The organism is Streptococcus entericus DSM 14446 (assembly GCF_000380025.1).
Classification (GTDB): domain Bacteria; phylum Bacillota; class Bacilli; order Lactobacillales; family Streptococcaceae; genus Streptococcus; species Streptococcus entericus.
The window spans coordinates 1-12,626 of record NZ_KB904155.1 but is presented as its reverse complement, the minus strand read 5'-3'; the positions used below and the strand labels follow the sequence as shown (position 1 = coordinate 12,626).

At 40.1% G+C, this 12,626-nt stretch carries 16 protein-coding genes; 13 read left to right on the top strand and 3 right to left on the bottom strand.

The features are described from left to right. Positions 1-13: 13 nt before the first annotated feature. The 13 genes from A3GW_RS0100080 to A3GW_RS11920 all read left to right on the top strand — a co-directional run bounded on the left by A3GW_RS0100080 (position 14) and on the right by A3GW_RS11920 (position 10,479). Positions 14-319: a DUF5962 family protein gene (locus A3GW_RS0100080; protein ID WP_018367277.1), complete on the top strand. Its 306-nt coding sequence runs from the start codon at positions 14-16 to the stop codon at positions 317-319. 1 nt (position 320) lies between these two features. After that, entirely contained in the window at positions 321-620 is a 300-nt protein-coding gene (locus A3GW_RS0100075; protein ID WP_018367276.1) for a DUF5966 family protein, read from the top strand. Between the two features lie 106 nt (positions 621-726). After that, the gene (locus A3GW_RS0100070; protein ID WP_018367275.1) at positions 727-1,374 is read left to right on the top strand and encodes a hypothetical protein; all 648 of its coding nucleotides are present in this window, start codon (positions 727-729) and stop codon (positions 1,372-1,374) included. Positions 1,375-1,418: 44 nt separating this feature from the next. Continuing rightward, on the top strand, positions 1,419-2,522 hold the full coding sequence (locus A3GW_RS0100065; protein WP_018367274.1) for a DUF3991 domain-containing protein: 1,104 nt from the start codon (positions 1,419-1,421) through the stop codon (positions 2,520-2,522). A gap of 57 nt (positions 2,523-2,579) precedes the next feature. Further along, on the top strand, positions 2,580-2,831 hold the full coding sequence (locus A3GW_RS10535; RefSeq protein WP_018367273.1) for a DUF5965 family protein: 252 nt from the start codon (positions 2,580-2,582) through the stop codon (positions 2,829-2,831). Continuing rightward, on the top strand, positions 2,824-3,246 hold the full coding sequence (locus tag A3GW_RS0100055) for a DUF5945 family protein (RefSeq protein WP_018367272.1): 423 nt from the start codon (positions 2,824-2,826) through the stop codon (positions 3,244-3,246). Before A3GW_RS10535 ends, A3GW_RS0100055 begins: the two co-directional genes overlap by 8 nt. Positions 3,247-3,293: 47 nt before the next feature. Next, positions 3,294-3,593, top strand: coding sequence for a hypothetical protein (locus A3GW_RS0100050; protein ID WP_018367271.1), 300 nt, complete (start codon positions 3,294-3,296; stop codon positions 3,591-3,593). A gap of 420 nt (positions 3,594-4,013) precedes the next feature. After that, positions 4,014-4,379, top strand: coding sequence for an ArsR/SmtB family transcription factor (locus A3GW_RS0100045; RefSeq protein WP_018367270.1), 366 nt, complete (start codon positions 4,014-4,016; stop codon positions 4,377-4,379). Then, positions 4,372-6,537 carry a heavy metal translocating P-type ATPase gene (locus A3GW_RS0100040; protein WP_018367269.1) on the top strand — a complete coding sequence of 722 codons (2,166 nt, stop codon included), beginning with the start codon at positions 4,372-4,374 and terminating at the stop codon, positions 6,535-6,537. Before A3GW_RS0100045 ends, A3GW_RS0100040 begins: the two co-directional genes overlap by 8 nt. Before the next feature lie 114 nt (positions 6,538-6,651). Beyond that, a protein-coding gene (locus tag A3GW_RS10530) for an IS6 family transposase (RefSeq protein ID WP_272911889.1) occupies positions 6,652-7,327 on the top strand; the annotation gives its coding sequence in 2 pieces (ribosomal slippage) (positions 6,652-6,845 and positions 6,844-7,327; 678 coding nt in all). Between the two features lie 194 nt (positions 7,328-7,521). Next, positions 7,522-7,941: a CopY/TcrY family copper transport repressor gene (locus A3GW_RS0100030; protein ID WP_018367267.1), complete on the top strand. Its 420-nt coding sequence runs from the start codon at positions 7,522-7,524 to the stop codon at positions 7,939-7,941. Positions 7,942-7,963: 22 nt separating this feature from the next. Continuing rightward, positions 7,964-10,021, top strand: a complete 2,058-nt coding sequence (locus A3GW_RS0100025; protein ID WP_018367266.1) for a heavy metal translocating P-type ATPase — start codon at positions 7,964-7,966, stop codon at positions 10,019-10,021. A 179-nt stretch (positions 10,022-10,200) separates the two neighbouring features. Next, on the top strand, positions 10,201-10,479 hold the full coding sequence (locus A3GW_RS11920) for a hypothetical protein (protein ID WP_018367265.1): 279 nt from the start codon (positions 10,201-10,203) through the stop codon (positions 10,477-10,479). A gap of 44 nt (positions 10,480-10,523) precedes the next feature. On the opposite strand, the gene A3GW_RS0100015 is transcribed toward A3GW_RS11920, so the two are convergent. Genes A3GW_RS0100015 through A3GW_RS0100005 form a run of 3 tightly spaced genes read right to left on the bottom strand, consistent with a single transcriptional unit; the run spans position 10,524 to position 12,584 of the window. Further along, positions 10,524-10,817: a DUF5960 family protein gene (locus tag A3GW_RS0100015; protein WP_018367264.1), complete on the bottom strand. Its 294-nt coding sequence runs from the start codon at positions 10,815-10,817 to the stop codon at positions 10,524-10,526. Next, positions 10,804-11,172: a YolD-like family protein gene (locus A3GW_RS0100010; protein ID WP_018367263.1), complete on the bottom strand. Its 369-nt coding sequence runs from the start codon at positions 11,170-11,172 to the stop codon at positions 10,804-10,806. Before A3GW_RS0100010 ends, A3GW_RS0100015 begins: the two co-directional genes overlap by 14 nt. Continuing rightward, on the bottom strand, positions 11,169-12,584 hold the full coding sequence (locus A3GW_RS0100005; protein WP_018367262.1) for a Y-family DNA polymerase: 1,416 nt from the start codon (positions 12,582-12,584) through the stop codon (positions 11,169-11,171). Before A3GW_RS0100005 ends, A3GW_RS0100010 begins: the two co-directional genes overlap by 4 nt. Positions 12,585-12,626 lie beyond the last annotated feature (42 nt).

The window sequence follows — 12,626 nt, the reverse complement described above, 5'->3', positions numbered from 1 at the left end:
AGGAAGTAGGACAATGACAGAACAATTTGAACACATGAGAACCCAACTAGATAACCTCCTGAGTGAAGGTTTCACTACTCCTGAGCAGGTTGAGGCTTATCAGGACCTGAAAATCCAATACGAAACTGCAACAGGCGACCGGAGCTTTTCTGTCCGTGAGTTGACAGGTCAATTAGAGGTTATCATGAGTAATCGGGAGAATGCCTTCCCAGACCTTGACGGTGGTGTTCGGGCAGAATACCTTGAGTTAATTGAACGGTTGGAGCCACTTGATGGCGACCAAGCCAACTACTATCGTAGGCAATTAGAGGAGGCCTAGTATGTTAGAAGAAATTGGACAAGTGCTCTTATTTCTTGTCGCTATTGGTATGGTGGGACTGGTATTGTATCGCCTATTTCTTGTAGCAACGGGATTAGTGATTATCGGGCTGGTTGCCTTTGGTCTTTTTGTGGAGGTTTATGGTCTTTATCTTTTACTTACAGAGACGGCACTGTTCCTGAAGGATATTCAGGACAATGGGGTATTCAGTTTCACAACAGCTTTTATTGGAGTGAATCTTGCCTTATTGTTTTACTTGGTAAAGAGGACAAGTTCTTATTTCAATAAACGCTTAGCCTAGATCTTTGATGATGGCACCAGTTTTGACTGGTGTCTTTTTGTTGTGATAAAAGCCCCAAGTGTTTCTTGTTATGCTTGGCTTATCACAAAAGAAAAGAGGTATCACGATGATTGATAAGACCAAACAGGTCATTATGTTTGCGATTGGGACAATTCTTATTGTCGGATTCTTTCTGACCATGGGCTTTAGCTTAGGCAAACAAAGTATCACTAGAGCCAATCAGGTTGAGATTACCAGGCAAGCAGAACAATTGGCCAAAGAGCGTCACGACAAGGAGAGGGCTTCTGTGCTGTCTCAGGAGCTGGTTGAGGAGTTTCTCGTCCATTATTACACCAAGGAAAAACTGGGAGAGAATAATGGCCGTATCAAGCCCTATCTAACAGATTCAGCTTACCGAGAGGAGCTGGCTCGACAAGATGAGCCTCTGAACCAGGTATATAAGGATTATATTTTGGACTATCGTTATTCAGAAGCTCAGATTTTCCTGGATTCCAACCAACAAGAGGCCTTGGTAGAAGTGTCCTATACTGTGACTTATGTGGCAGATCTGGAGAAAAAGGAGCAGGCCATGACCAATCAAGTTGAGAAACGCTTACTTCGTCTGGGCTATTCAAAGGTGGGAGATAAGCTTTTGGTTAATCATATTCAGAGTTATTCTACGCCCCTGGATGACCTCTTGAATCAAGCTAAGGCAAATAGCCCACAGGCAACATCGGCAGTACCTGATTTGCCTGTTTCCACAACCAAACCATAAGACGAACAGGACAGAAATGTCCTGTTTTTTGAAAGGAGAAGATGATGACAGGATTAGAAGAAATCAAGAAAAAATCAATCGTGGAGGTTGCAGGGGCCTTAGGTGTGCCTTTAAAACAGTTATCGGGAAAGCTTTATGAACACGCAGACCATGACTCCTTCAAAATTTTTGCGGACACCAACACCTTCAAGTGGTTCTCACGAGACTTACAGGGTGATGTCATTCGGTTTGTCCAAGTGATGGCGGAGGTGTCTTTTAAGGAGGCTCTGCACTTTCTAAGGGCCGGTGATTTTCCAGAGTTGGACGTTAAGCCAAGACGATTAGAGCCATTTCGCTACTATTTGTCCAATCAGGAAGATTATCGCTTTTTGGAAGCCAGGCAGTATTTGAAAGAGGTTAGAGGCTTATCTGATGATACCATCAATACCTTTGGTCGCCAGGGTCTGCTTGCTCAAGCCTTGTTGCCCACTAAAGAGGGAGCCGAGCCTGTGGTGGTGTTTAAGCTAAGAGACCATCACGGAAGGGTCGTAGGGGCTAATCTACAAGGAATTGTGGAGGATTGGAGCCGCCATTCCCGTGGCCGCTTAAAGAGGATGATGAAAGACAGTCAAGGCTCGATTGGATTTAGTTTGACACTTGGTCAACCCAAGCGACTAATTTTCACCGAATCGGCCATTGATGCCATGAGTTATTATGAGTGTCACAAGCATGAGATGCGTGATGTTCGTCTGGTCGGTATGGAGGGATTAAAGAAGTCCTGTGTAGCCTATCATATTTTGAGACTGGTTTCTGAAGAAAGTGGCGATTTTCAATTCCTAGATAATGATGTGGATTATAACCGTTTATCCCATTTGTTGGAGCTGGTTAAGGATACCACGACATTCTTTCAGACCCATGAGCATGTTATAACCTTGGCCGTTGATAACGATGAAGCAGGACGGGAGTTTGTGGCTAACTTTAAGGAGCAGGGGTTTCCCGTCCAACTTGATTTACCACCCCTTATTTCAGGTCAGCACAAGGCGGATTGGAACGATGTTTTGGTCAGGCAAGGGAAGGAGCCTGAGCTGGAAGATATGATTGCCCAGGCCAAGGCGGGGTTGCCACACGGGCCCGTACTTGTCCGCTCTGCCATGAGCTTAGACCTGTGATGAAAAAATCAAGAAGGCTTTGATAAGCTAGAAAAAATAGATGAAGGAGGAAATGCTATGAGTATGAGCCAGGTGGCTCGCTTAGAGGATAAGGTGGCTAAACAGACTGAACGGGTCATAAAGGAGCAGAATCGTTTAGATGAGCTTCAACAACAGCTCCAGGAAGCCATGTTTAGTAGCTTTATGGCTCGACAAGCTCACAGTCAGTTGAGCTTTGACCAGGCCTTGGATAAGGCATTTGGGTCCTTATCCCAAGGTGATAGACCCCGTCAGACAAAGAATGAAGAAATGAGGATAGACCATGACTAAGACCGAAGAATGGGCTTTTGATGGCCAGTTAGATGCAACAGAAACACCAACAACTAGCCCAGCAGAAGAACGGGCCAAGATTGCAGCACTATTTGGCAAGCCAGCTCCAGAGCAGAAGGCCAGTGAGCCGATTGATTACGCGGCAGCCTTTGAGGCCCATAAGGGGAAACAAGCCCCAGAGCTAAAAGCCCAGGAGCAAGTAAAACGAGAGCAGGAAACTCCGCCGCAGACTGATTCAGAAGATGATATTACAGCCTCTTACAAGGCCCATCTTACGCAGCTATTGAGTGGCCATCAGTTGGAGCTGGAGAACTACCAAGAGCAACTGAAGCAGATTCAGCAACAGGTGTCTCAAAAAGAAACAACCGTCAAAACCATCAAGGCTATTCTTATGGCCATTGATAGTCTTAACTAGGAAACAGTCCCTTGTGGGCTGTTTTTCAATGAGAAGGAGCAAAGCAAATGATTAGAAAACTATTCGGAAAGGAAGCAACTGGTCAGCCCTCTAGTGATCGCTTCAAGTCTCTGATTCACACCCTATCAGCCATGAATGAGGAGGAGTTAATCAAGGTGGAATGCTTACTTGACCTTGTCTTCGGTGGTAAAGACGGTTCTTTAGAGAGGGAAGTTGTTCAACTACCAGAGGTTAGAATGCCAGCTGAAGCAAATCTTGAGGAACAGATTGAAGAAGCTAGAGCACAACTGAAGACGGATGAGTTGGAGAAAAAAATAGAGCAGTTTCGTAAGAAAAAAGAGAGTTAGTCCGATTGGGACTATTCTTTATTTAAAACTTTGCAACAGAACCAGTTCGCCTTTAGACTAACAAGCTAAATGAAAAAAGTTGATTCCGTAATCATCGGAAATCGGTTTTATAAGTAGACCCCCTAATTTTAATGGAGAGTCGAAAAAGAAAAGCCCGTTTTTCTCTAACAAAGAGAGAAATCGGGCTTTTTTATAGTGCGAAACTTTAAATGTTTTAAAACTGCATTCTGACAATATTCCCTCTAGTGTATCAAATGTAAAAAAGGAAAATAAATTCAGCTATAAAAAAAAATTAATGACTGCAATCTAAAGAAAAATTGCTTTTTATGTAAATTACATTCAAACATATACTTGACTATTTGATTTTTTTAACTTATAATGATAATCAAACATACATTTGATTGATAAGAGGTGAAAAATTTGCAAAATGATGCATGTGAAGTTACGTGTATAGATGAGGAAAAAGTCAAAAGAGGTAAAAAAGAACTACTCAAACAAAATCCTTTGGAAGTAGCCAAAGTTTTTAAAGCTTTATCGGATGATACTAGGATTAAGATTGCGTATGCTCTCTCTTTAGAAGATGAATTGTGTGTATGTGATGTAGCGAATATTGTTGGTGCTACAACTGCCACAACATCTCATCATTTGAGGTTACTTAAAAATCTTGGATTAGCTAAATATCGAAAAGAAGGTAAGTTAGTCTACTATTCATTAGATGATGATCATGTAATGAAACTAATACAGGTTGCATTTGCACACCACAAGGAGGTTGTTAAAAATGTCTGAAGCAAAAGCATTAGAGACTGAAAAAAATGTGTACCGTGTTCAGGGGTTTACATGCGCAAACTGTGCAGGAAAGTTTGAAAAAAATGTTAAAAGACTTCCAGGAGTTGAGGATGCAAAAGTAAATTTTGGTGCATCTAAAATTGCTGTTTACGGTAATGCAACAATTGAAGAACTAGAAAAAGCAGGTGCATTCGAAAATCTTAAAGTGACTCCTGAAAAATCTGCTCGCCAAGTTTCACAAGAGGTAAAAGAAGATACGAAAGAAGATAAAGCGCCGTTTTATAAAAAGCATAGTACTCTACTTTATGCTTCCTTATTAATTGTCTTCGGTTTACTTTCTTCGTTTGTGAATGGAGAAGAGAACATTGTCACTACCTTATTATTTTTAGCATCCATGTTAATCGGAGGGTTATCACTCTTTAAAGTTGGATTACAAAACTTATTACGCTTTGAATTTGACATGAAAACCCTTATGACAATAGCTGTTATAGGTGGTGCTATTATTGGAGAATGGGCAGAAGTTGCCATTGTTGTTATTCTTTTTGCAATTAGTGAAGCACTTGAGCGATTCTCTATGGATAGAGCAAGACAATCGATTCGTTCATTAATGGATATCGCGCCCAAAGAGGCACTCGTTAGACGGAATGGACAAGAAATCATGATTCATGTCGATGATATTGCTGTTGGCGATATCATGATTGTAAAACCTGGTCAAAAGATTGCCATGGATGGTGTAGTCGTAAGTGGCTACTCTGCCGTCAATCAAGCAGCTATTACAGGCGAATCAGTCCCTGTTGAGAAAACGGTTGATGATGAAGTATTTGCAGGTACCTTAAATGAAGAAGGATTACTTGAAGTAAAAATAACAAAACTTGTTGAAGATACAACCATTTCTAAAATTATTCATCTTGTTGAGGCAGCACAAGGAGAACGCGCTCCTTCGCAGGCATTTGTCGATAAATTCGCAAAATATTACACACCGATCATTATGATCATTGCAGCATTAGTGGCTATAGTCCCTCCTTTATTCTTTGATGGCAGTTGGGAAACATGGGTTTATCAAGGATTAGCTGTTCTTGTTGTTGGTTGTCCATGTGCGTTGGTCATATCGACTCCGATTTCTATTGTTTCGGCAATTGGGAATGCTGCGAAAAAAGGTGTTCTTGTAAAAGGCGGAGTGTATTTAGAAGAAATGGGTGCCTTAAAGGCCATAGCATTCGATAAAACGGGTACATTAACAAAAGGTGTTCCAGTTGTAACTGATTTTAAAGTGTTGAATAATCAAATGAATGAAAAAGAATTATTGGCGATCATTACTGCATTAGAGTATCGTTCACAGCATCCTCTTGCTTCAGCAATCATGAAAAAAGCAGAAGAAGAAAACATTTCTTATTCTGACGTACTAGTAGAGGATTTCTCTTCTATTACAGGTAAGGGTATAAAAGGTATTGTAAACGGGATGACTTATTATATCGGTAGCCCGAAACTCTTTAAGGAATTATTGACTACTGGCTTCGATAAAGACTTAGAGCAAAATGTTACTACTCTTCAAAATCAAGGTAAAACAGCCATGATTATTGGAACCGAAAAAGAAATACTTGGAGTTATTGCAGTTGCTGATGAGGTTCGTGAATCAAGTAAGGAAATTATTCAAAAGTTACATCAACTTGGAATCAAAAAAACAATTATGCTTACAGGTGATAACAAAGGTACTGCGAATGCAATCGGTCAGCATGTCGGAGTATCAGATATTCAAGCTGAACTGATGCCTCAGGACAAATTAGACTATATTAAACAATTAAGATCCGAGTATGGAAACGTAGCCATGGTTGGAGATGGTGTCAATGATGCTCCTGCGTTAGCAGCTTCTACAGTTGGAATCGCAATGGGTGGAGCTGGTACAGATACAGCCCTGGAAACGGCAGACGTCGCTTTAATGGGAGACGATTTAAGAAAACTTCCATTCACTGTAAAATTAAGCCGAAAAGCTCTAAATATAATCAAAGCAAATATTACTTTTGCAATTGCTATTAAATTTTTTGCTTTATTATTGGTTATCCCAGGTTGGTTAACGCTCTGGTTTGCCATCCTTTCAGATATGGGCGCAACCCTTCTGGTAGCATTAAATAGTTTGCGACTTATGAAAGTGAAAGAATAAAGGGAAAAGGGCTTTCCAGACAGATTGGAAAGCCCTCTTCGGTTCTGTTGCAAAGTTTTAAATCTACTATCAAATAAGGTAGAATAATAGAAAAAGATAGCAGGAGGAATGACGATGAATCCTTTTAAAGGAAAGCAATTTCAGCAGGATGTGATTATTGTAGCCATGGGCTATTATCTTCGTTATAACCTTAGCTATCGTGAAGTTCAAGAAATCTTATATGATCGTGGCATTAACGTTTCTCATACGAAGATTTATCGTTGGGTGCAAGAATATAGCAAACTACTCTATCAAATTTGGAAAAAGAAAAAAATCCTTTTATTCATGGAAAATGGATGAAACGTACATCAAAATTAAAGGAAAATGGCATTATTTGTATCGAGCCATCGATGCAGATGGTTTAACCTTGGATATTTGGTTACGTAAAAAACGGGACACACAAGCAGCCTATGCTTTTCTTAATCGGTTAGTGAAGCAGTTTGATGAACCGAAGGTTGTAGTCACAGATAAAGCCCCCTCTATTACAAGTGCCTTTAAGAAACTAAAAGAATACGGCTTTTATCAAGGGACAGAACATCGTACCATTAAATACCTGAATAATTTGATTGAACAAGACCATCGTCCAGTAAAGAGACGCAATAAATTCTATCGAAGTTTACGCACTGCCTCTACCACGATTAAAGACATGGAAGCCATTCGAGGATTATATAAGAAAACCCGGAAAGAAGGCACTCTCTTCAGGTTTTCGGTCTGTACTGAAATCAAGGTATTATTGGGAATCCCAGCTTAAATTATAGATACCGTAAGGGATTTTATTCTTTATTTAAAACTTTGCAACAGAACCCTTTGCACCTACTTCTTGAATTTTTTAAAACATTAAAAGACTGTCGAGAATATTTTTCTTGACAGTTCATTTTTTAGATGATATAATTACAAATGTAATCAATTGACTACAATTGTAGTCTGTCGAAAGGAGGAAAGGTATTGAAAAGAGAAATTAGTTTATCAGAATGGCAGGTCATGAGGGTTTTATGGGCAGAAAGTCAATTAACCAGTCGTCAAATTGTTGAACGATTGATTGATGATATGGATTGGAATGATAAAACCATCAAGACGCTCTTAAATCGATTGGTAAAAAAAGGATATGTTACCGTCATTGTAGAAGGAAGATATTATACCTATTCACCTGCTATACCCGAAATCGATCATGTTCAGACAGAGATAAAGCTAATTATAGAAAATATCTGCCAAACAAAACATTACGAACATTTAAAGGAGTGGTTAGATTATTTGGTATTGTCGCAAAATGATATAGATCATCTCATCTCAATTCTTGAGGAAAAACGTGTAGTAGCACCAGAAAAAGTCACCTGTCATTGCCAAGCTGGACAATGCAATTGTTAACAATCGTAAGGAGGAAATACAAATGGAACACAATCATCATATGCATCATCATTCAAATATACACCAGCACCAAGTCTCACAAAAGGAAGCGCACTCTTGTCATCATGATGGGCACAGCGGGCATGATCATAGCGGTCATGGGGAATTATTTAAAAGAAAGTTTCTTGTGTCCTTGTTCTTGTCCCTGCCGATTATCTTCTTAGCGCCCATGATGGGGGTTGATTTGCCGTTTCAATTGACTTTTCCTGGTTCACAATGGGTGGTATTGATTTTCTCTACTATTTTGTTTATTTATGGTGGCGAACCATTTATTAGTATGGCAAAATCTGAATTAAGGGCTAAAAGGCCAGGGATGATGACCTTGATTGCAATGGGTATCAGTGTTGCCTATGCCTATAGTATCTATGCCTTTATAATGAATAATTTTACCCAATCACCTCATGTCATGGATTTCTTTTGGGAACTGGCAACATTGATTTTAATTATGCTATTGGGGCATTGGATTGAGATGACCGCTGTTTCAAATGCGAGTAATGCCTTGAAAAAATTAGCTGAATTATTACCTGATAAGGTAACGCTTATACAGGGTGAAACAAGGGCAGAAGTTTCTTTAAAAGAAGTCAAAATTGGGAATATATTGCTCGTTAAATCGGGGGATAAAATGCCAGCAGACGGGATTGTTGTCAAAGGCCAGACACTGGTGGATGAATCCGCAGTGACCGGTGAATCAAAAGGGGTTGTTAAGGCAGTAGGAGATGAAGTTATTGGAGGCTCTATTAATGGTGAAGGAACCATTCAAATTCAAGTGACAGGAACTGGGGAGAGCGGTTATTTAGCAAAGGTTATCCAATTGGTCAAACAAGCCCAAAGTGATAAGTCATCATTGGAGTTGCTATCTGATAAAGTGGCTAAGTGGTTGTTCTTCGGTGCGGTTGGCGTAGGGACATTAGCTTTTGTAATTTGGTTATTCTTGACGGATTTACCAACAGCATTGACATTCACTGTTACAGTGCTAATCATTGCTTGTCCTCATGCGCTTGGCTTAGCTATTCCACTTGTTGTCTCTCGTTCAACCTCAATAGCTGCCCAAAATGGCTTATTGTTAAAAAAACGTAGTGCTTTAGAGGCTGCCAAAGAGTTAGACATGATTTTGCTAGACAAAACTGGGACGTTAACAGAAGGAAAATTTGAAGTGACAGCAATCACAGCACTGGGTGATTTATCAACAGAAGAATTATTAAAATATGAGGGTGCTATTGAAAGCACATCGAATCACCCCATCGCTCAAAGTGTCATGGCCTATATCAAACAGCAAGGGATTCAACCCTATCAGGCGAGTGAGTCAACTACTATTTCCGGAAAAGGACTATGGGGGGTTGTTAACGGCAAAGAAATCAACATTGTCAGCCTAAAAGCGCTGCGTGATCTTGGGTACACAGTAGAAGAAGAAATCTATAAAGGATTCCAAGAACAAGGAAATACGATTAGCTTTATCATTGTTGATCGTATTTTACAAGGAATGATTGCTTTAGGAGATCGAATAAAACCAGAAGCGAAGGCCTTTATCACTGCTTTAAAAGAGCAAGGAATTGAACCGGTTATGATGACGGGGGATAATCGAGGGTCAGCAAAATCAGTAGCAGAGTATTTAGGGATAGAAACCTACTTTTCAGAGATGTTGCCAGAGGATAAGGAAGCAAAAGTCGGTGAATTTGTAGCACTTGGCAAAAAAGTAGCCATGGTAGGCGACGGAATCAATGATGCACCAAGTTTAGCACGTGCAACAGTCGGCATTGCTATTGGTGCTGGAACGGACGTTGCAATTGAATCGGCGGATGTCATTTTAACAAATAGTAATCCGATGGATATTCTACATTTTATTCAGTTGGCTAAGCAGACAAGACTTAAGATGATTCAGAATTTGTGGTGGGGAGCGGGTTACAACCTCTTGGCTATCCCAATTGCAGCAGGTATTTTAGCACCTTTTGGAATTGTGTTAGACCCAGCCCTTGGAGCCATTTTAATGTCGATTTCAACAGTCATTGTTGCCATCAATGCGATGACGTTGAAGATGAAATAAAATTGAATTAACCAATGAAACGATAAGACAATAGTATTAGTCCAAAGAATAAGATGTACAGGATGCTATGCAGTGGGCGGATAATTTCTTAAATGGAGGTAATTACTGGCAAATAAAAATCTAGTAGCTATGAGGCGCAAGAACGTTATGACAATTTAGATAAATCAACTCAGAGAGAATTGGATATTTTCTTTACAGAAAAGGCATCGGAATATCAACTTAAGGTTATTGAAAAGAGTAACTTAAAACCGGCTGTTGGCGAAATATTTGTTATATCTCCTAGAGAGGAAGTTTACGATGATCCAAGAAACTTAACAGCACATACCATTATTTCAACTCCTGCAGTATGGTTCCCGCTGGAAAGTACAAATCAATCTATTAATCAATGGTTACTGGATACGGTAAATGGAAATCCACAAGATTACGGAATTGAATTGCTAGATAAAAAATATAAATAAGAGGAATGATTTATGATATTAAAAAGGAGCGATTTTGCTCCTTTTTATTTTATAGAATAGACAGTTTTTAAGTAGGTGAATTTCTTTATAAGTTTGTTGTTATCAATGGTTTCAACGTTGAATAAGAAGTAGTGATCCCGATTATCTCTCGCATTTTCCTTATTCAGTTTAAAGTATGGTTTCTGAGATTTGGCCATGCTTCGCATAATATCATCCGTTAAAAACGTTAAGGGGGTGTTTAATGCCGAATAGCGATAGAAGTCTGTTTCAAACCTCAGGTAGCTGTCGCTAAAATAATCCATCTGCAGTTCATTTCTATGAAACTCAAGCTGATTCATAACGTACCTCCTCGACTGCTTCAATACTGTGGAGTATCGAAAGTGGGACATTGGTATGCCCGTCTGATGTACGAATAATTACCTGCTCTCTTGAAATTGTCGTAATCGTACCAACCAAAGTCTGGAGTTGCTTGCCGTCAAAGGTTTGTAGCCCAACTGTTAAATGGTTGGTGTAAGCCTGGCTAATAAGAAGCAGTTTCTGTTCAAGAGTGAGCTCACTTATCAGGCTGATTTTATTCAGGTCATCAGATAGGGCACTGGTATGCTCGGATAAAAAGAAGCCCATCCATTTTTGCATTTTTCGGTCTTGGTAGTGTCTTGCGGATTCAAACGGTAAATATGAGCGGTCAATCATTTTAGTCCCTCCAAACCACCAGCTGAGTGGCCTCCTATTAGTTTACTGCGTGCAATATTTCGGGAGCTGTCCAAGAGGGCGGTTCCTTTTTGGACAGCAAGAAAGCCAAAGCGATCACGAATGGAATCAATGGTACTCTGTATCTTTTCCTCTTTCTCGATGTGTTCAACATCGTCAAAAAGGGAAATCAGAGAGTAGTTCTCATCCACAAACCCATCATAGCGTACGGCAATGCTTCGAACTGCTCCTGAAGTATATTTACCTCTAAACAGTTTAAGGACAGTATCTTTGAGAATCCGAGTGCTATTGGTTGGCTCTATTCGTGTTTGGGTATTGATGGCTTTTTTCATTTCTGTCCTTGAGTATCCCACCTGGATAGCAACATTAGTTGTTTTCTTATGAGCCCGTCTCAGCCTGATAGCAACCTGTTCAGTCATTTCAGTTAGGACTAGCTCGATGTCGGATTGCTTGATGTAGTCACGAGGTAAGACTTGTGAGTTACCCAGACCTTTTGATTTAGGTCTATAAGGCTCATGAACATTACTTTCATCAACTCCGTTTGCGTGAAACCAGAGTTGCACACCATTGATTCCAAACTCTTTTTGAAGAATGTCAGGGTTGGCATTTGCCAAATCTTTAATTGAAAATATCTCTAGCTTATGGAGCCGTTTCTCTGTACGATGACCAATTCCCCAGAAATCAGTCATGGGTGAAATAGCCCAGACCTTGTTTTCAACGTCCTGGTAAGACCAGTTAGCCCTCATGGTCGGAGACTTTTTTGCCTCATTATCAAGAGCTAGTTTTGCAAGGAGCGGGTTGGCATTGCTCATGCCAACGGTAGAGTAGATCCCCGTTTCCTTCCAGATGTCATGTTGTATTTTAGCTGATACGAGGTCAAGTTTCTCTCTGCGAGTAAGGTTCTTATCCTCTACAAAGTAATTTAATGATGAGGTTAAATCGATAAACCCTTCGTCAATTGAGTAAGGCAAAATGTCTTCTCTAGCCGCAAAATTCAAAAGGATATTCTGTATTTGGATATTGACCTCAATGTATTTGTCCATGCGTGGTGGAACAATCAAGGTTCGTCTAGCCCAATGTTCAATAAAAGAAATATACTTAGGAGTGATTTCTACCCCTTGCTTTTGAGCATTATAGCGACTAAATTTTCTTGTCTTGATGTCAAAAGGGAGGTCGTAGGACCTGCCAACATTAGCCTTGCCAAAAACTTTTTTGAACATGGGTGATGAGGCCAGTATCAATCCTTCAGAGTTGTCGGCTCTACTCATGACGCAGAGAGAAGTGGTCAATGGATTGAGACCACGGCTGACGCATTCCACACTAGCGTAGAATGATTTCATATCGAAAAATGCAATATCGGACGTAGGCTCTTTTGAGTAATCAATAAAGCCCATAGCCATCACCTCTCTTTGAGTTTTCGTAACTCTTGGAGCAGG